The organism is Burkholderia ubonensis, assembly GCF_902833085.1.
Classification (GTDB): Bacteria; Pseudomonadota; Gammaproteobacteria; order Burkholderiales; family Burkholderiaceae; genus Burkholderia; species Burkholderia ubonensis.
Genome location: NZ_CADFEB010000007.1, coordinates 334962 through 353810, shown reverse-complemented (window position 1 = coordinate 353810; position 18849 = coordinate 334962). Strand labels below are relative to the sequence as shown.

General features: G+C 68.6%; 13 protein-coding genes. 5 read left to right on the top strand and 8 right to left on the bottom strand.

The annotated features are described in order from the left end of the window. Positions 1-25 precede the first annotated feature (25 nt). Positions 26-1375: an NCS2 family permease gene (locus HWX31_RS21480; RefSeq protein WP_174963916.1), complete on the bottom strand. Its 1350-nt coding sequence runs from the start codon at positions 1373-1375 to the stop codon at positions 26-28. Positions 1376-1493: 118 nt separating this feature from the next. On the opposite strand from HWX31_RS21480, the gene HWX31_RS21475 reads away from it, so the two are divergent. Then, positions 1494-2405 (top strand): LysR family transcriptional regulator, encoded by a 912-nt coding sequence (locus HWX31_RS21475; RefSeq protein ID WP_174963915.1) that lies wholly within the window; start codon positions 1494-1496, stop codon positions 2403-2405. A 17-nt stretch (positions 2406-2422) separates the two neighbouring features. Here the strand turns inward: HWX31_RS21475 and HWX31_RS21470 are convergent, their stop codons facing one another. The 4 genes from HWX31_RS21470 to HWX31_RS21455 all read right to left on the bottom strand — a co-directional run bounded on the left by HWX31_RS21470 (position 2423) and on the right by HWX31_RS21455 (position 7424). Further along, a complete protein-coding gene (locus tag HWX31_RS21470; RefSeq protein WP_174963914.1) occupies positions 2423-3475 on the bottom strand; it encodes a nucleoside hydrolase in 1053 nt (350 codons plus the stop codon). Between the two features lie 8 nt (positions 3476-3483). After that, entirely contained in the window at positions 3484-4596 is a 1113-nt protein-coding gene (locus HWX31_RS21465) for a porin (RefSeq protein ID WP_174963913.1), read from the bottom strand. Between the two features lie 157 nt (positions 4597-4753). Beyond that, on the bottom strand, positions 4754-5827 hold the full coding sequence (locus tag HWX31_RS21460) for a hypothetical protein (protein WP_415494223.1): 1074 nt from the start codon (positions 5825-5827) through the stop codon (positions 4754-4756). Positions 5828-6002: 175 nt separating this feature from the next. Further along, positions 6003-7424, bottom strand: coding sequence for an MFS transporter (locus HWX31_RS21455; protein WP_174963911.1), 1422 nt, complete (start codon positions 7422-7424; stop codon positions 6003-6005). Between the two features lie 386 nt (positions 7425-7810). Between HWX31_RS21455 and HWX31_RS21450 the strand changes: the two genes are divergently transcribed. Beyond that, on the top strand, positions 7811-10258 hold the full coding sequence (locus HWX31_RS21450) for a mechanosensitive ion channel family protein (protein ID WP_174963910.1): 2448 nt from the start codon (positions 7811-7813) through the stop codon (positions 10256-10258). A 165-nt stretch (positions 10259-10423) separates the two neighbouring features. Here HWX31_RS21450 and HWX31_RS21445 read toward each other — a convergent pair whose 3' ends face one another. Both HWX31_RS21445 and amaB read right to left on the bottom strand, forming a co-directional pair. Continuing rightward, entirely contained in the window at positions 10424-10795 is a 372-nt protein-coding gene (locus tag HWX31_RS21445; RefSeq protein ID WP_208456085.1) for a hypothetical protein, read from the bottom strand. A gap of 252 nt (positions 10796-11047) precedes the next feature. Beyond that, positions 11048-12559, bottom strand: a complete 1512-nt coding sequence (gene amaB / locus HWX31_RS21440; RefSeq protein ID WP_059611894.1) for an L-piperidine-6-carboxylate dehydrogenase — start codon at positions 12557-12559, stop codon at positions 11048-11050. 636 nt (positions 12560-13195) lie between these two features. Between amaB and HWX31_RS21435 the strand changes: the two genes are divergently transcribed. From HWX31_RS21435 to HWX31_RS21425, 3 genes are all read left to right on the top strand, one after another. Continuing rightward, entirely contained in the window at positions 13196-14776 is a 1581-nt protein-coding gene (locus HWX31_RS21435) for an amino acid permease (RefSeq protein WP_174963908.1), read from the top strand. Positions 14777-14915: 139 nt separating this feature from the next. Then, a complete protein-coding gene (locus tag HWX31_RS21430) occupies positions 14916-16184 on the top strand; it encodes an NAD(P)/FAD-dependent oxidoreductase (RefSeq protein ID WP_174963907.1) in 1269 nt (422 codons plus the stop codon). A 158-nt stretch (positions 16185-16342) separates the two neighbouring features. After that, entirely contained in the window at positions 16343-17020 is a 678-nt protein-coding gene (locus HWX31_RS21425) for a TetR/AcrR family transcriptional regulator (RefSeq protein ID WP_059611887.1), read from the top strand. A gap of 18 nt (positions 17021-17038) precedes the next feature. Here HWX31_RS21425 and HWX31_RS21420 read toward each other — a convergent pair whose 3' ends face one another. After that, positions 17039-18820: a phospholipase D-like domain-containing protein gene (locus HWX31_RS21420; protein WP_174963906.1), complete on the bottom strand. Its 1782-nt coding sequence runs from the start codon at positions 18818-18820 to the stop codon at positions 17039-17041. Positions 18821-18849 lie beyond the last annotated feature (29 nt).

Below are 18849 nucleotides of genomic sequence, written 5' to 3'. Positions count from 1 at the left end.
GCCGATGCGTCGCCGAAGTCGCCTCTCAGTGCGGCTTCACGACGGTCCAGAAGTAGTAGCCGAGCGGCACCGCCAGCGCGACGAGCCCCCAAGACACGTCGCGCCGGCGGCCCGCGAGCAGCTTGACGAGCACGTAGCACAACAGGCCGCCCGCGATGCCCGTGCCGAAGCTGTTCGACATCAGCGTGAGCAGCACCATCGCCATCACGGGCAGCGCATCGGTGAAGTCGTCGAAATGCGTATGGCGGATCGTCGCGAACATCGACAGCCCGATCAGGATCAGCGCCGGCGCGGTCGCCTCCTTCGGGATCGCGAGCGCGACCGGCACAAACAGCAGCATCGCGGCGAACAGCACGGCCGCCGCGACCGACGACAGGCCGGTGCGGCCGCCCGCCTCGACGCCCGCGGCAGACTCGATCAACGCGGTCAGCGCGGGAATGCCGAATACCGGCCCGAGCGTCGCAGCGAGCGAATCGACGAGGAACGGCCGGTTGATGTCCGGCAGGTTGCCGTGCTCGTCGAGCAGGTTAGCCTTCGCGCCGACCGCGAGCGCGGTGCCGAGCGTCGAGAAGAACTCCGCCGCGAAGAACGCGAACAGGTACGGCGCGGCGGCGAGCGTGAGCGCGCCGCCGAGATCGAGCTTCAGCGCGATCGGCGCGATGCTGTGCGGCAGCGACACGAACGACGCGGGCAGGTGCGTGACGCCGAGCGGCACGCCCGCGGCGGCGGCGACGAGAATCGCGATCAGGATCGCGCCCGGCACCTTGCGCGCCTGCAGCACGATCGCGACAGCCAGCCCGACCAACGCGACGAGCGCGCCCGGCCGCGAGAAATCGCCGAGCGCGAACGCGTTGGTCTTCGCGTTCGCGACGACCATCCCCGCGTTGCGCAGCCCGAGCATCGTCACGAACAGGCCGATCGACGCGCCGAGCCCGAGCTTGATCTGCACCGGGATCAACCGCACGACGACGCCGCGTGCGCCGACGATCGTCAGCAGCAAGAACAGCACGCCGGACACGCACGCGATGCCGAGGCCCGTCTGCCAGCCGACGTGCTCGGTCGTCGCGAGCGTGACGCCGATGATCACCGAGCCGCCGATGCCGGGACCGACGAGGAACGGCAGGTTCGCGTAAAAGCCCATCAGCAGCGTGAACAGCACGAACACGACGATCGTCGCGGTGGTCGCCGCGCCGCGTTCCATGCCGCCGGTGGCGAGCAGCGACGGGATCACGACGAGCAGGTACGCGGCCGCGAGAAACGACGTGACGCCCGCGATCGCCTCGACGCGCACGCTGCTGCCGCGCGCGGCGAGCGCGAAGCGGCGCTCGAGCCAGTGGGCCGGCATGCGGGCCGGCGCTGCGTGTGTCGATGACATCCTGTTCTCCTGTCGATTCCGAATATTGTCCTGTGTCGGCCCGCGCTGCGCGGTCTTATACTGCCGCGTACCGCCTTCCGGCCGTCCTTTCGCCCGCTTTTTCGTACCTTATCGCCCGATGTCGTCCGACCGCTCGTCCCTGCTGCCCGCGCTCACGCTCCGGCAGGTCCAGCATTTCGTCGTGCTCGCGCATGCGCGCAGTTTCACGCAGGCCGCGCAGGCGCTGTCGCTCACGCAGCCCGCGCTCACCGCGTCGATCCGCCAAATCGAGTTCCTGCTCGGCGGCCGGCTGTTCGCGCGCTCCGCGCACCGGCTCACGCTGACCTCCGCCGGCGAGGCCGTGCTGCCGCTCGCCGAACGTCTGCTGAACCAGGCGCGCGGCACCTTCGACGACATGACGCGCGTCATCGGCGAGCGCATCCAGACCGTGCGGATCGCGTTCATCCCGTCGGTCGCGGGTCGCCTGCTGCCTGCGCTCAACGCACTGCGCGACGCGCACCCGACGCTGCGCTTCACGCTCACCGACCTGCCCAACAGCGCGCTCGTCGAAGCGGTGCGCGACGGTGTCGCGGATCTCGGCATCGGCGTGCGCGAACCCGACCAGGACGACGGCGCGCTGCACTACCGGCAGTTGTTCGAGGACGAGATCGTGATCGTCGTGCGCCAAGACGACCCGCTCGCCGGTGCGAAGGCCGTCACGTGGGCGAAGCTCGTCGACCGCGAGCTGGCCGTGTTCGTGCGCGGCAGCGTCAGCGAGTCGCTGCATCGCGCCGGCGGCGCCGAGAAGCTGCGCCTGAACGTCACCTACCGGATGGAATACACGGAGCCGCTCTACGCGCTCGCGCGCAACGGCCTCGCGACGGTCGTGCTGCCGAGCCTCTACACGATGCATCTGCATGATCCCGAGCTCGTCGCGCTGCGCGTCGAGAAGCCGCGCCTCACGCGCGCGATCTCGCTGGTCTCGCTCACGGGTGACGATCGCGGCCCGCACGTGAGCGCGTGTCGCGAATGGCTTGCGAAGCACATCTGACGATCCCCGGCGCGTGGTCAAGGCAGCTTCGCGATGCGCTCGGCAAGCACCGCATAGAAGCGGTCCGCATCGACCTCGTTGATCCACGTCGCGTTCGGCGTGCGGCCGCTGCGCCCGTTCCAGTCGACCACCGTCTCGCCGAGCGTCCACTGCCCGGCCGTCTCGACCACGACGTTCACGTTGCGGCCGCTGAACATCGACGGATCGACGAGATAGCCGACCGCGGTCGGGTCGTACATCGGCGCTTCGTCGATCCCCCGGCGCTTCTTGTTGTACGCGAGCTCGGCCGCCATGATGTCCGCGACGATCGCGCCGCAGCGGTTGCCGAGCGCGCGAAACGGCGCGACCCGCGCGGGCGTGATCGGCGCCTTCACCGCGACGTCGCGCGGCAGCACGACGATCGGCACACCGCTGCCGAACACGACGTCGGCCGCCTGCGGATCGACGTAGATGTTGAATTCGGCGGCCGGCGTGATGTTGCCGCGCTCGAAGAACGCGCCGCCCATCAGCACGATCTCGCGCAGGCCGGCGCGGATCTGCGGCGCCTCGATCAGCGCGCTCGCGAGGTTGGTCAGCGGGCCGAGCGCGCACAGCGTCACGCTGTTCGGTGCGGCGCCGCGCAGCGTATCGACGAGATACGCCACCGCATGACCGGACGCGAGCGTCGCCTTCGGCTCGTGCAGCTCGACGCCTTCGAGGCCGGTCTTGCCGTGCACGTTCGCGGCCGTGATCAGCTCGCGCACGAGCGGCCGCGGGCAGCCCGCGTAGACCGGCAGCGTGTTCGTGCATCCGGCCCAGTCGCGGATGATCCGCGCATTGCGCTCGGTCAGGTCGAGTGGTACGTTGCCCGCGACCGCGGTCAGCGCGCGCACGTCGAGACGATCCCGCGCGCCGAGCGCGAACAGGATCGCGATCGCATCGTCCTGCCCCGGATCGGTATCGATGATCACGGTGCGACGCGCGGCGCCCGGACCGGCGGCGAACGCGCCGGCATCGGGCAAGAGCGCGGTGCCGGCCAGCGCGGCGGACAGTTTCAGGAAGCTGCGGCGGGGAAAGGCTGTGTTCGTCATGGTCATGATCAGAAGACGTGCCTCACGCCGAGCGTCGCGATCATCTGGCGGGTGCCGGTCGAGCGGGCATACGCGAAAATCTGCGCGTGGTCCGCGTCGCCCGCCGCCTGCTGCGCGATCACCGTCAGTGCGACGTCCGTGCGTTTCGACAGGAAATAATCGGCCTGCAGGTTCACCTGGTGCCATTTCGGGCGCTTGCCGATCACGTCGTACTTGCCGTTCGTGAACGCATACGCGGCGCCGAGAAACAGCTGCGGCGTCATCGTGTAGACGACGTTCACGCCGACGTTCTGCAGGTGCAGGTGCGAGTTGTCGAGGTAATCGTAGCGGACGTCGGTGAACATCGCCGCGAACTGCGCGTGGCCGATCGTGTAGAAACCGCCCGTACCCGCGATCCGCTGCCGGCGCGCGAACACCGCCGGCGACGTCGCGCTCTTGCTGAAGATCAAAAGCGGCGACGCGTAGTCGTTCGCGATCGCGCCGTCCGGGTTCGTGCCGCTGTACGGATGGTTGTACTGCGCATACACGGCGCTCCAGCGCAGCGGGCCGTGCTCGTAGCCGATGCCGAAGCTGCAAGCGTTGTTGTTCGCGAAGCCCGTCGCGTTGCTGAAGCCATACTGCGCGGTCAGCTTCAGTCCGTAGTAGTCGGGACTCACGTACTTCACCGAGTTCTGCACGCGAATGTCGTTGTAGCCGTTGTCGTTGTCGCCGATGTTCACGCCATTGCTCGCGATGATCACGGGGCCGATGTAGTCGTGGATCGCGTCGTACTGGCGGCCGAACGTCAGCGTGCCGTAGGCGCGGTCGGCGAGGCCGACATACGCCTGGCGCCCGAATTCGCGGCCGTTCTGCGCGGCGGCGCCGGTCATCACGTTGAAGCCGTTCTCGAGCTGGAAGATCGCCGACAGCCCCTGCCCCAGATCCTCCTTGCCCTTCAGCCCCCAGCGCGGGTTCTGGTTCGTGCCGGACAGCGCCTGCCACGCGCTCTTGCCGCCCTGGTTGGTCGCGAATCCGACGCCGGCCGAGATGAGACCGTACAGCGTCACGCTGCTTTGCGCGCAGGCATGGGTCGCGAATGCGCCGAGCATCGCGAGCGGAGCGAGCTTGTAGAGAGTTTTCATGCGGGTCGTGAGGTCGGTTGAGTCCGGGCGCGGCGGGTTCCGCGATACCGGCCTCGACTATACGAACCCGGTCGCGATCATAAAAGTTTTGTTTTCTTATGCATCAATAAAACGGATTTATTCTCATCTTCACCCGCGCCGGCGGCCGGACCGGCCGTCAATCCGCCGTATCCCCGCCCTTCGGCACCTTCGCCCACGCGTTGCGGCCCGGCATCGGCGCCCAAGCCGGGCGCGTGTTGCGCGCGGTATCGATGACGACGAGATAGCGGCCCTCGATCGGCGTGATGTCGCGCCCGGGGTGCAGCACCCAGAACGACTTGCCCTCCTCCGCGCGCGCCTCGTAGTCGGCGTCGAGCATCCCGTGACGGTCGATGAACGTGTTCAGCGACGCCGGAATCCGCACGCAGCCCTTCGAATGGCGGATGCCGAGCAGCGGTTCGAGGCGCTCCGGATCGGTCGCATGCATCTGGAAGCGCATCGCCGACACGCCGCCCTTGCCCCAGCCGCGCTCGCTGTCCACCCAGCCGAAGTCGTAGATCCGCATGTCGCGGCGGCCGTAGCCGCGAATGCCGATGTCGTTGGTCGTGCCTTCCGCGCGGAAATCCATGTTGTCCGGCGTGTGCGTGAACACGCCGAGCGGCGTAACGAAGTGGTCGTACTTGCCGGGCAGCCCGGTCGCGACCGGCGCCGCGCCGATCATGAGCCACGCATTGGCCGACGTCGCGCGGAAGTAGATGAAGAGCGCCTGCACGGCCGGCGCGCGATCGACCATCACCACGTATTCGCCGGCGAGGCCGGCGAGATCGTCGTCTGCCAGCGCCTGCTGCAGGCGCTGGCCATAGGCGCGCTGCTCGCTTGACGGCACGTTCAGCCGGCGCGTCACTTCCTGCGCGAACAGCTTGCGCATGTCGACTGCGCGAGCGGTCGCGCTCGCGGCGTCGGCGGGAGACAGCGGCGGATGCATGCTCGGCAACGGGATCGCCACCTCGCTCGCCGGCGTGCCGGAGGAGGCGGCGGGCGCGGAGGATGATGCGCCCGATGCAGCCGACGATGGTGCAGCAATTGCCGTCGGCGACACTGCGGACGCGGGCGACGCAGCGAGCACGGGAAGTGCCGGAACCGCGGCACATGCGCACGCGGCAAAGGAAACGGCAAGACGGCGCGGCCACATGAGCCGCCGCATCACGCGAGGAAACGTCATAAGATCGATGCCATCGGCCGGAGCGGCCATCGCGCGTGCTGAACGAGCGCACAGTCCGCGTGAGGCCACGACGCATCGAACGCCGACGCCTCGCCGCTGCGCGCCCGGTCGCGCGCAGCGCGATCAGGCCGATGGGGGTGCGAGAGTCGTCTGACTTTTCATTCTACGCGCGTGGGAAATGCGGCGCTTGCGCGCCGCGCGGCCGCTACTTCGAGATCGCTTCGAGCGCGATGCCCTTGGTGCGCGGCCCCATCAGCCCGATCACCGCCATCACGACCGCCATCGCGCCCGCAATGAACACGAACACGCCGGCGGTGCCGAAGCCCTTCAGCACGGCGGCGATCGCGAACGACGTGAAGATCGCCGAGAAGCGGCTCCACGAATAGACGAAGCCGACCGCGCGCGCCCGGATCGCGGTCGGGAACAGTTCGGCCTGGTACGCGTGGAAGCTGTACGACATGATGTTGTTCGCGAGCGTGAGGCCGATGCCGAGCACGATCAGGAGCGCGGCCGCCGTCGTCTGGCTGAACAGCAGCCCGCAGACCACCGCCGCGCCCGCCATCGCGACGATCACCGACTTGCGCTCGAAGCGGTCGGCGATCAGGAGTCCGATCAACGGGCCGATCGGCGCGGCCAGCGCGATCACGCTCGAATACGCGAGGCTCGTCGTGATCGTGATGCCCTGCTTGATCAGCAGCGTCGGCACCCAGTTCGCGAAGCCGTAGAAGCCGACCGTCTGGAACACGTTGAAGATCGTCATCATGATCGTGCGGTTGCGGTACGGCGGCACCCACATGTCCCGGAAGCTGCCGCGCGCATGCACCGGCTGGGCAGGCGCGGGCGGCGGCAGCGGGCGGCCGTATTCCGCCTCGACCTTCGCCTCGAGCGCGCGCATCACGCGGTCCGCCTCGTCGAGCCGGCCCTGCTGCGCGAGCCAGCGCGGGCTTTCCGGCAGTGCGCGGCGGATCCACCAGACGAAGATCGCACCGTGCGCGCCGATCAGCACGACCCAGCGCCAGCCGTCGAGGCCGAGCGGCGCGCGCGGGACGAGCAGGTAAGCGAGGAACGCGACGACCGGCACCGCGGCGAACCCGACCGCCTGCTCGCACGCGAATGCGCGGCCGCGGATCTGCTTCGGCACGAGTTCGGAAATGTACGTGCCGATCGTCACCATCTCGACGCCGAGCCCGAGGCCGACGACGAAGCGCCAGAAGTTCAGCCCGGCGGCGGTGTCCTGGAACGCCATCACGACGTTCGCGGCCGTGTACCACAGCAGCGACCACGTGAAGATCGCCCGGCGTCCGAAGCGATCGGCAAGGAAGCCGCACGCGATCGTGCCGATGAAGAGGCCCGCGAACAGCGCGGCGATGAAGCTCGCGACGCCGGTCGTGCCGAACAGGCCGTGGGTCGTCGCGCTGAGGATGCCGCTTTTCACGAGGCCCGGTGCGACGTAGCCGCTGTACAGCAGGTCGTAGAGTTCGAAGAAGAAACCGAGGCTCAGCAGCACGACGAGCTTCCAGACGCTGCGGGTGGGCGGCAGGCGGTCGAGGCGGGCGGAAATCGAGCCGGCGTCGAGCGTGGAGTTCGGCGTTGCGGGCGCCCGTGGGAAAGTGTCCGTTGAAGCCATCGTGTGCGCGTCTCCTGATGTTGTCTTGTCGTGTCGTCTCGTCGCCAGGCGGCCGTCGCGCGGCCGTCAAGCGAATCGGTTCCATTGTAGCGGCCCCGCACATTGTGTAAATTTCGTAACCATCTGTCGGCCGGCGCACTGCCGCGCCGCACGGCGGATCGACCGCCGCGTCGCGCCGCGCAAGCGCGTCACGCCAGTCTGCGCGCGGCGCAACCGCCCCGCCGCCGCACAACCTCGACACATCGCACGCCGCATGCCGCTATCCTCGGAAGATTCCGCGACAGCGGCCGACGCCGGCGCACACCGGTAACATGCCTTCTGCCCAACCGTGACAACCCGTGGACGATCTGCCGGCAGCGGCCATGTCGGCAAATCGTAAGGATTCCATGCGCATACAACAACTTTCCACTTTCGCACGCCGGGTCGCGCTGATCGCGTTACTGGTCCTGATCCCGGCCGCGGCGGCGTCCGCGTTCCCGTCGCCGGCTTCCGAACCGGGCGCGGCCACCGCCGACGGCGCATCCGCCCCGACGATTTCGTTGAGCGACGCGGTCGCCGAGCTGAAGCAGATGCAGGTCCAGCAGGACCGCATCAAGCAGCAGACGTCCGCCGCGACGAACGGCAAGGTGCTCGACTCGCTGGCCGAATCGACCCAGGCGTTGAGCACCGCCGTCGACAAGCTGAGCGCGCAACTGGTCCCGCAGCGCGCAAAGATCCAGGCGCAGCTCGACGTGCTCGGGCCGCCGCCCGCGCCGGGCGCAGCGCCCGAGACCCCGGCCGTCGCACAGCAGCGCGCGGCGCTGAACGCACGCAAGGCGCAAATCGATGCGGCGCTGAAGCAGGCCGCCGACCAGAAGGGCAATCTCGCCAACCTGACCGACCAGTTCTCGAAGCTGAATCGCAGCATGCTGAAGAACCAGCTCGTGCTGCGCTCGGGCAGCATCTTCGGCGCACAATTCTGGCTGCCGCTGTTCCGGGTGCCGCCCGGCGACGCGCAGCGGCTCGGCGACTTCGACGATCAGCTCGTCTCAATGCTGAAGTCGGCCTGGCAGCCGGGGCAGCGCGTCGTGACCACGCTGCTGCTGCTCGCCGCGCTGGCGGTCTGGATCGTGGGCCGGCGGCTCATCGAACGCGGGCTCGCGTGGTTCTGCGTGAACCGCCTGCCCGAAACCCGCCTGCGCCGCAGCGCGCTCGCGCTGTCGACCGCGGTCACCACGCTGCTGACCACCGGCGTCGCGGTGCAACTCCTGTATGTCGCGCTGGCGCGTCGCTACGATCTCACGCCGACGCTCAACGACCTGTGGGACGAGTTCGCGAAGCTCGCGCTGACCTGCGCGCTGATCGCGGGCCTCGGCCGTGCGCTGCTGTGCACGCGCCATCCGTCGTGGCGACTGCCCGCGCTCGCCGATCCGGTCGCCCGCGCGATGCGCCCGTTCCCGGGCGTGCTGGCCGGGCTGCTGCTCGTGTCCGGCACGCTCGAGGAAATCAACCGGATCGTCGACACGAGCCTGTCGGTCACGCTGTTCGGGCGCGGCATCGTGGCGCTCGTCGTCACGCTGACGGTCGGCGCGTCGCTGCTGCGCGCGAACCGCGTGCGCAGCGCGCTCGCGGCGGCCGGCGAAGCGCCCGAGCAGCGCTCGACGCTCGCGGGGCTGATCCACGCCGGCGTGTCGCTTGCGATCGTCGCGTCGCTGCTCGCGCTGATGATCGGCTACATCACCGTCGCACGCTTCATCACCTTCGAGCTGGTCTGGTTCGAGATCGTCCTGTGCAGCGTGTACGTGCTGACGCAACTGACGCGCGACGCATGCGCCACGCTGTTCAACCCGAACCTGTCGAGCGGCAGGCAGATCAAGCACCTGTTCGGGCTCGGCGACAAGCATCTCGAACAGGCGCAGACCGTACTGTCGGGCCTCGGCACGAGCCTGCTGATGCTGTTCGCGGTGATCGCGCTGCTGACGGGCGGCTTCGGCACGACGCCGGGCGACCTGCTCGACAGCCTGGTCGCGGTGGTCGGTGGCCAGAAGCTGCAGAGCCTCGACATCTTGCCGGACCGGATCATCAACGCCGTGATCGGCTTCGCGATCGGCCTCTACCTGCTGCGCTCCGTGCGGCGCTGGCTCGACAACGAGTTCATGCCGGCGCTCGGCATGGACCCCGGCATGCGCGCGTCGCTCGTCACGCTGTTCAGCAACGTCGGCTATGCGCTGATCGCGCTGATGACGCTGGCGCTGCTCGGCGTGCGGTGGGACAAGCTCGCGTGGATCGTCAGCGCGCTGTCGGTCGGTATCGGCTTCGGCCTGCAGGAGATCGTGAAGAACTTCGTGTCGGGGCTGATCCTGCTGACCGAGCGGCCGGTGAAGGTCGGCGACATGATCAGCATCAGCGGCGTCGAGGGCGACATCCGCCGGATCAACGTGCGCGCGACCGAGATCCAGCTCAGCGACCGCTCGACCGTGATCGTGCCGAACTCGCAGCTGATCTCGCAGAACCTGCGCAACGTGACGATGGGCAACAGCACGCAGGGCGTCGCGACGCTGGTGCTGACGTTCCCGCTGAACACCGATCCGGAGCAGGTGCGCGACCTGCTGCTCGATGCGTACCGCGAGCATCCGTCGATTCTGGAGAAGCCCGCGCCGTCGGTCACGTTCAGCCAGCTCACGCCGGACGGCATCACGCTGAGCGTGACGGGTTACGTCGGGAGCCCGCGAATCGCGGGGTCGACGAAGAGCGACCTGCTGTTCGAGATCCTGAAGCGGCTGCGCGCCGCGCAGATCTCGCTGTCGAGCCCGCGGATGCTGATGGTGCAGAACATGCCGGCGGGGGAGGCGTAACGCCCCGGCCCCCCATTTCGCAGCCCTGAGCAGAAAGCGATACCACCGTCCACGCGCCTGGCCGCCGTCTCCGAGCCGGACTTCCCGCCTGTCCGTTACCGGGAACCCCAGGCCGCGGCTGTAAAAATCGTCAATCGGACGAGCCGCGGCCCGCTGAAGCGGCCCTCAAACGGATGACTCGATCCATGCCGGCAAAGGAATCCCGTTCCGCTCCAGGATGCGCATCGCCTTGTCCAGGAAGCGCAACGGCAAATCCGTCTTCGCACCATACAGGTCGACGATGCCGACCTCCACCACGCTCTCGACCAGCTCCGCAAACGCGCTCCGCTCCTCTTCCGACAACGCGAACGTGATGTCCGCCGGGATCGGATCGCCCCTTCCATTCAAATCGAGCAATGCCCCCTTTCGCTCCCACTCGGCCAGGTCCCGGCTCGTCGCGATCGAATCGAGATGAGCCAGCAACGCATCGACGGCCGGATGCGAGAGCCCCTTGACCTCGCAGTAGCGGCGCAAACAGGAAGAGGCATAGCGCTGCATCGCGACTGGCGAGTGCCCCGCCAATTTCGCAAGAATCTCATGTCCATTCATGACGGCACGACCGGGCGAGGTTCGTTTTCGGGGAAGCGGGCGGCAAACCGCGCATGGTGCTTGATCCGATCCGGAAATGCCACTGTCAGAATGCCCAGTGCCGGACCGTCGGGCGAGCGCCGCAAACGAAACGGGCCGGCCACCGCATCGCGGCAACCGGCCCGTCTCACTCACGCGCAGCGCCGAATCCGGCGCACCGCATTACACGTCGAACTTCACGCCCTGCGCCAGCGGCAGCTCCCGGCTGTAGTTGATCGTGTTCGTCGCGCGACGCATATAAGCCTTCCACGCATCCGAACCCGACTCGCGCCCGCCGCCCGTTTCCTTCTCGCCGCCGAACGCGCCGCCGATCTCCGCGCCGCTCGTGCCGATGTTCACGTTGACGATCCCGCAATCGCTGCCCGCCGCCGACATGAACTGCTCGGCCTCGCGCATGTCGTTCGTGAAGATCGCCGACGACAGGCCCTGCGGCACCGCGTTGTGAACGTCGATCGCATCCGCGAAGTCGTCATACACCATCACGTAGAGGATCGGCGCGAACGTCTCGCGCTCGACCACCGCCGTCTGCTTCGGCATCCGTACGATGGCCGGACGCACGTAGTACGCATCCGCGTGGCCGAAGTCGACGCGCTCGCCGCCCTTCACCTCGCCGCCCTGCTCGCGCGCATCGGCCAGCGCCTTCTGCATCGCGTCGAACGACGCGCGGTCGACCAGCGGGCCGATGAGCGTGCCGGCTTCCAGCGGGCTGCCGACCGTCACCGACGCATAGGCCTTCTCGAGGCGCGGCAGCAGTTGATCGACGACGCTGCGGTGCACGATCAGGCGGCGCAGCGTCGTGCAGCGCTGGCCGGCCGTACCCACCGCGGCGAACGTGACCGCGCGCACGACGAGATCGAGATCCGCGCTCGGCGCGACGATCATCCCGTTGTTGCCGCCGAGCTCGAGGATGCCGCGGCCGAGGCGCTGGCTCAGCACCTTCGCGACTTCCTGGCCCATCCGCACGCTGCCCGTCGCGCTGACGACCGGCACCTTCTTCGACGACGTCAGCACCTCGCCGACGTCTCGCATGCCGAGCACGAGCTGGCTCAGGCCTTCCGGCGCGACGCCCGGGTGCGTCTTCTCGAACTCGCGCAGCGCCTTGCCGAGCAGCACGTGGCACGCGATCGCGGTGAGCGGCGTCTTCTCGGACGGCTTCCACACGACCGGATCGCCGCACACGAACGCGAGCGCCGCATTCCACGCCCACACCGCGACCGGGAAGTTGAACGCCGAAATCACGCCGCACACGCCGATCGGGTGCCACGTTTCCATCATCCGGTGGCCCGGGCGCTCGGACGCGATCGTCAGGCCGTACAGCTGGCGCGACAGGCCGACCGCGAAATCGCAGATGTCGATCATTTCCTGCACTTCGCCGAGCCCTTCCGACGTGATCTTGCCGGCTTCGAGCGTGACGAGCCGGCCCAGCGCGGCCTTGTGCTCGCGCAGCACGTTGCCGAACACGCGCACCAGTTCGCCGCGAACCGGCGCGGGCACCGTGCGCCACTTGAGGAATGCCGCGTGCGCGGCGTCGATCTTGCGCTCGGCGTCGGCAGGACTGTCGACGGCCAGCGTCGCGAGCGTCGCGCCGTCGAGCGGCGAGCGCGCGGTCAGCGCATTGCCTTTCCACTGGGCGAGATCGATGTCGAGCGCGGCAAGAATGTCGTTGAATTGCATCACTTCCTCTTCAGGGACAGATTGATCGGTGCGGCGGCAACGCCGCCCGCGTGATTCGATTGGAGCGCGTTCGCGCGCCCTGTGCAAGCGGATGCGCGTCCGGCGGGCCTTGCGGCCGCCCGGCGGCCCGGCCGCGCCGCCGCGCGTCTGCCCGGGTCGCGGCGTGCGATCCATGGCCAGCATTGTCGATGGCCACAAGTCGGGCGGCTATTGATATTAACTCACGACTTCATTCCCAAAACGCATCATGGCGTTGGGTCAAGTCCGACCTTTCCCGAGTGCGAATCGGACGCGTCAAAAGCCTTGCGGCACGGCCGGCCGCGCGACTTCGGCGCACGCTGCGGTGCATCATCACTTGATGATGAAGACGCATCAACTAGTTCGGAAATATCGTTTGCCGCTTGCGCTTCGACCCCACACAATTTGACCAGCGTCAAGGCGTGCGGCACAGCACCCGACGCACCGATGGCCGCCATGTCCCGCATTGCCGGGCGCGGCCGGACCTCAGACGAAGTCGACATGCATCCCGGCCGGTCACCCCGAGCCGCGCGTGTCGACGCCGCCCGGCAGAGGCGGCGGGCGGACATGCCGCGCTTCGTCTCCTCAAAACAATCCCGGAGACAGCGCCCAACACCCATGCGCCCAGATTCCCACCCCGATTCCGCGAGCCCGGCCGGCTCGCGCGCATCCCAGCCCCATCTCCACCGCAGCCTGCAGGCGCGCCACCTGCGCATGATCGCGATCGGCGGCTCGATCGGCACCGGCCTGTTCGTCGCGTCCGGCGCGTCGATCTCGCAGGCCGGCCCCGGCGGCGCGATGATCGCGTACATGGTGATCGGCCTGATGGTCTACTTCCTGATGACGAGCCTCGGCGAGATGGCATCGTTCATGCCGGTGTCGGGCTCGTTCGCGACCTACGGCGCGAAATTCGTCGACGAAGGCTTCGGCTTCGCGCTCGGCTGGAACTACTGGTACAGCTGGGCGGTGACGCTCGCGGTCGAGCTGGTGGCCGCGCAGCTCGTGATGAACTACTGGTTCCCGCACGTGCCGGGCGTCTGGTGGAGCGCGCTGTTCCTCACGCTGATCTTCGCGCTCAACGCGCTGTCGGTGCGCGGCTTCGGCGAGGCAGAGTACTGGTTCGCGCTGATCAAGGTGCTGACCGTGCTCGCGTTCATCGGCGTCGGCCTGCTGATGATCTTCGGCATCATGCAGGGCGGCCCGAGCACCGGCTTGGGCAACTTCACGATCGGCGATGCGCCGTTCGCGGGCGGCTGGGCGACGATGCTCGGCGTCGCGATGATCGCGGGCTTCTCGTTCCAGGGCACCGAGATGATCGGCGTCGCGGCCGGCGAATCGGAGAACCCGCGCACGACGATCCCGCGCGCGGTGAGCCAGATCTTCTGGCGGATCCTGCTGTTCTATGTGCTGGCGATCTTCGTGATCGGCCTGCTGATTCCGTACACCGACCCGAACCTGCTGAAAAGCGACGTGACCGACATCGGCGTGAGCCCGTTCACGCTGGTGTTCCGTCATGCGGGCCTCGCGTTCGCGGCCGGCGTGATGAACGCGGTGATCCTGACCGCGGTGCTGTCGGCCGGCAACTCGGGCATGTATGCGTCGACGCGGATGCTGTACAACCTCGCGGTCGAGGGCCGCGCGCCGAAGCTGTTCGCGAAGCTGTCGCCGGGCGGCGTGCCGCGCAACGCGCTGTATGCGACGACGGCGATCGGCGCGCTGTGCTTCCTGACCTCGCTGTACGGCGACAAGACCGTCTACATGTGGCTGCTGAACTCGTCGGGAATGGCCGGCTTCATCACGTGGCTCGGCATCGCGGTCAGCCACTACCGGTTCCGCAAGGGCTTCCTGAAGCAGGGCTACCGGCTCGACCAGCTGCCCTATCGCGCGAAGTGGTTTCCGTTCGGGCCGCTGTTCGCGTTCGTGCTGTGCGTCGTCGTCGCGCTCGGCCAGGACTACCAGGCGTTTTTCGCCGCCCGGATCGACTGGGTGAGCGTCGCCGCGACCTACATCGGACTGCCGTTCTTCCTCGCGATCTGGCTCGGCTACGCGCTCGTGCGCAAATGCCGGCTGGTCCGCTACGAGGACATGGAGATCGCGCCGTGGGTCGAGCGCAATGCGGTGCCCGAACCGGCGCCCGCCGCCGCCCCCGCCTATCCGGCCTACGTCGCCGGGCCGGCGAACCCGACGCCGGGCGCGTGACCTTGCCCGCCGCGCCGGCTGCCGCATGACGGCGGCCGGCGCCGGTTCGGGCACCGCCCGCATTCGACGCGGCGCGCGCGTTCAGGCAAGATCGACGCGTGCCGTATGTGTTTCCGTCGTTCCTCCGTCATCGAATCGCATGCAGAATTTCTACGAAGCCACCGTTTCCCGCCAGCCCTATCCGCAACTGACCGACACCGTCGACACACAGGTCTGCATCGTCGGCGGCGGCCTCGCCGGCCTGTGCACCGCGCTCGGGCTCGTCGAGCGCGGCGTGCGCGACGTCGTCGTGCTCGACGGCGAACGGGTCGGCTACGGCGCGTCCGGCCGCAACGGCGGCTTCGTGTTCGGCGGCTACAGCCTCGACAACGCCGACCTGCTGCGCACGCTCGGCCGCGACGAAGGGCGCCGCCTGTACCGGCTGACCGTCGACGCGGTCGAGCTGATCCGCGCGCGCATCGCACGCTACGGCATCGACTGCGACATCGTCGACCACGGCGTGATGCTCGCGAACTGGTTCGACGATCCGTCGCGGCTCGACGGGCTGCGCACGCTGATGAAGACGGAATTCGACGTCGACTGGGAGCCGGTCGCGACCGACGCGCTGCGCGCGCGGCTGAAGACCACGCGCTATCACGGCGGCCTGTTCGAGCCCAACGCGTTCCATTTCCATCCGCTCAAGTACGTGCTCGGCGTCGCCGCGGCCGCGGCGCGCGGCGGCGCGCGCATCTACGAGCAGTCGGCCGCGCTCGGCATCGCCCGCGACGGCGCGGGCTACGTCGTGCGCACCGCTCAGGGCGCGGTGCGCGCGAAGGACGTCGTGTTCGCGGGCGGCGGCTACGCGCGCGGCGTGTCGCCGCGCATCGAGCGCGCGGTGCTGCCGATCGCGACCTACGTGATCGCGACCGAGCCGCTCGGCGCGCGCCTCGCCGACGCGATCGACGCGCCGTACGCGATCTACGACACGCGCTTCGCGTTCGACTACTACCGTCCGCTGCAGGACACGCGGATTCTGTGGGGCGGCCGGATCTCGGTGCTCGACCGCGGCCCGGACGCGATCGCCCGCCTGCTCAGGCGCGACCTCGCGCGCGTGTATCCGCAGCTCGCGGACGTGAAGGTCGAATACGCGTGGGGCGGGCTGATGAGCTACGCGCGGCACAAGATGCCGCAGATCGGCCGCGACGCCGACGGCGTCTGGCACGCGATCGCGTTCGGCGGGCACGGGATGGCGCCGACCACGGTCGCCGGCGAAACGCTCGCCGCCGCGCTGGCCGGCGAGCGGCCGGTGCCGGCAGGCTTCGCCGCGTTCGGCCTGACCCGCACGTTCGGGCTCGCGGGGCTCGCCGCCGCGCAGCTCACGTACACCGCGTATCAGGCGCGCGACGCGCTCGCGGCATATCGCCACTGAGCGCCGCTGAGCGCCACCGAGCGCCCGCGCGGCGGCCCGCCGGGCGCTGCGCGGCGCTACCGGACAGTTTCGGACTAGAACGAAAGGTCGGCAAAGCAGCGAATTCCCACATGCTAGAATGCCCTGTCCAAGCCGCCGTGAAGCCACAATAACGTCACATGAAAACAGGAAGCAGGGCCGCCACGTCCGACAACCGCGCGGTTCCGTCCGAAGCGCGGCGCAAATACGATCCCGAGCAGACCAAGCGCAACATCCTCGACGTCGCCACGCAGGAGTTTTCCGCGATGGGGCTCGCCGGCGCGCGCGTCGACGCGATCGCCGAGCGCACGAACACGACGAAGCGGATGCTCTACTACTACTTCGAAAGCAAGGAAGGCCTGTACGAGGCCGTGCTGGAGAAGGTCTACGGCGACATCCGCGCGCTCGAGCAGGAACTGCACGTCGGCGACATGGAGCCGATCGAAGGCATGCGCCGGCTCGTCGAGTTCACGTTCGACTATCACGACAAGCATCGCGATTTCGTCCGTCTCGTATCGATCGAGAACATCCACGGCGCGAAGTATCTCGAACAGCTCAAGTCGTTCAAGAACCGCAACGTCAGCATCATCAAGACGCTCGAGGAGCTGCTCGAGCGCGGCGCCGCGAGCGGCGCGTTCCGCAAGGACGTCGATGCGTTCGACCTGCACCTGCTGATCAGCTCGTTCTGCTTCCATCGCGTGTCGAACCGCTACACGTTCGGCGCCGCGTTCGGCCGCGATCCGTCGGCGCCGCGCCTGCGCGCGCGGCATCGCGACACGATCGCCGAGGCCGTGCTGCGATACGTCGCCGCCGAATAGCGCCGCGCGACGCCCGCGTCAGCCCTTCGGCGCGGGCGCGGCCAGCGCAACCCGCGCCTTCTCCTCCGGGCTTCCCGCCACGAAATACTTCTTCGCCCAGCTCGCATCGGGCGCCAGCGCGAGCCGCGGATGCGGCGACGCGCCGCGCGTCTTCGCGTCGATCGCAAGCGCCCGCGCACGGTAGTGCTCGTACAGCCGCAGGAATTCCGCCAGATAGGTCGCGGCGATCCGCGCGTCGCGAATCTCGAGCAGGTTCTCGTCGTTGTATTGCTCTGAATTGCGGCTCATGTTCGCCGATCCGCTGTAGACGACCGGGTTCGCGCCTTCCGCGTCGATCACGATGAACTTGTGATGGATCACGACCGGCGGATACGCGGGCGCGGGCTCGCCCGGAAACAGCCGCAGCTCCGGTTCGAAGCCCTGCGGCGCCGTCGCCGGCGAAAAATACCGCGCGTCGATCACGTCGCGATGGTCGCGGCCGCGGTGGTACAGCTCGAGGTTCGCGAGCGTCGCCGCATCGAGCGTCTGGCCGTTTTGCTGCGCGGCATCGGCCTTCGTCGCGCTGTCGATGCTGATCCGGTTGACGAGCCCGAACATCATCAACCCGCGGTCGCCGGCCGCGAAGCACGCATCGCGCAACGCGGCGTCGGTCGGCATGAACAGGCAGAACGCGACCGAATGCTGCGCCGCCTCGATCGCCGCGACGATCGTGTCGATCTGCGTGCGCTGCCCGGCCGGCTCGGGCGAGAACGACACCCGCACCCGCGCGCCGCCGACCGTCACCGGCTCCGACCAGCCCGGCGACAGCCGCGCCGTCTCGGCGATCGGCGGATTCGCGGCGAGCGCACGCGCGCGATCGTTGTACAGCGCGGCGAGCGCCGGCGAATCGAACGTGTGCAGCACGTTCGCCTGTTCGGTCAGGCCTTCGGTCGTGAAGTTCGCCGAGCCCGTCAGCAGGCGCGCAGGCGCGGCGCTCCCCGCTGCGTCGGTCACGATGAACTTGTCGTGCATGATGTGCGTCCGGTCGCGCGGCGCGAGCGTCGCGAGCCCTTGCAGCGCGTCGACGGCCGGCTGGTTCGGCGAAGGCAGCGGCGGCCGGCCCTTGCGCGCCGTCACGTGCGCGTCGTAGACGATCGCGAGCGACGCGTCGCCGTGCGCATGACCGAACGCGTCGAACGCGGGCAGCGCCCACAGCGTGTCGGTCAGGTGATAGACGGCCGACACCGCGCGCGACGCGGGATCGAGCATCTGTGCAAACACCTGCTCCATGTCGTTCGCGAGCCACGTGCGCAGCTTCAGCGCCTGATCTGCGGCGGGCGCCTCGCCGGGCGCGAGATGCAGCGCCGCGACCTGCTTCGCGAACGCCTGCGAGCTGACCACCGCGCGATTGAACCATGTGCCGACGCCGTCCTCGACGTGCGCGGGCAGCACGACGTCGCACACGCCGCGTTCCGCGTCGAGCACCTGCAGGCTCGCCGGCGTGCCGACGACCGGATACACGTCATAGCGGAATGCGCCGCCGCGGTCCTGCGGGTCGATCCGCGCGTCCCACCACATGAATTTCTGGATCGGCGCCTGGTCGGTGGGCGCGTCGCCCTGCGTATCGGCGGCCGGGCCGTCGAACGTCAGGCGGTTCGGCAGCCAGCTATAGGGCGCGCGCGTTCTCCCGTCCGCCGACCAGAAGCCCGGCGTGCGCCTGATCGCGAAACCGAGGAAGTCGCCTCGCGCCTGCGCGCCGGGCCAGTCGAAGGCCAGCAGCACCAACGTCGGGGAAAGATAGCTGCGCACGCTCACGGACATCGTCGTTCTCCTTGGCTTTATCGCCTGAC

Excerpts from the sequence above, each read along its gene's own strand:
- HWX31_RS21470 (WP_174963914.1), bottom strand. The coding sequence starts at position 3,475 with ATGACGAACACAGCCTTTCCCCGCCGCAGCTTCCTGAAACTGTCCGCC.
- HWX31_RS21480 (WP_174963916.1), bottom strand. The coding sequence starts at position 1,375 with ATGTCATCGACACACGCAGCGCCGGCCCGCATGCCGGCCCACTGGCTC.
- HWX31_RS21450 (WP_174963910.1), top strand. The coding sequence starts at position 7,811 with ATGCGCATACAACAACTTTCCACTTTCGCACGCCGGGTCGCGCTGATC.
- HWX31_RS21420 (WP_174963906.1), bottom strand. The coding sequence starts at position 18,820 with ATGTCCGTGAGCGTGCGCAGCTATCTTTCCCCGACGTTGGTGCTGCTG.
- HWX31_RS21475 (WP_174963915.1), top strand. The coding sequence starts at position 1,494 with ATGTCGTCCGACCGCTCGTCCCTGCTGCCCGCGCTCACGCTCCGGCAG.
- HWX31_RS21445 (WP_208456085.1), bottom strand. The coding sequence starts at position 10,795 with ATGCAGCGCTATGCCTCTTCCTGTTTGCGCCGCTACTGCGAGGTCAAG.
- HWX31_RS21460 (WP_415494223.1), bottom strand. The coding sequence starts at position 5,827 with ATGGCCGCTCCGGCCGATGGCATCGATCTTATGACGTTTCCTCGCGTG.
- HWX31_RS21425 (WP_059611887.1), top strand. The coding sequence starts at position 16,343 with ATGAAAACAGGAAGCAGGGCCGCCACGTCCGACAACCGCGCGGTTCCG.
- HWX31_RS21435 (WP_174963908.1), top strand. The coding sequence starts at position 13,196 with ATGCGCCCAGATTCCCACCCCGATTCCGCGAGCCCGGCCGGCTCGCGC.
- HWX31_RS21430 (WP_174963907.1), top strand. The coding sequence starts at position 14,916 with ATGCAGAATTTCTACGAAGCCACCGTTTCCCGCCAGCCCTATCCGCAA.
- HWX31_RS21455 (WP_174963911.1), bottom strand. The coding sequence starts at position 7,424 with ATGGCTTCAACGGACACTTTCCCACGGGCGCCCGCAACGCCGAACTCC.
- HWX31_RS21465 (WP_174963913.1), bottom strand. The coding sequence starts at position 4,596 with ATGAAAACTCTCTACAAGCTCGCTCCGCTCGCGATGCTCGGCGCATTC.
- amaB (WP_059611894.1), bottom strand. The coding sequence starts at position 12,559 with ATGCAATTCAACGACATTCTTGCCGCGCTCGACATCGATCTCGCCCAG.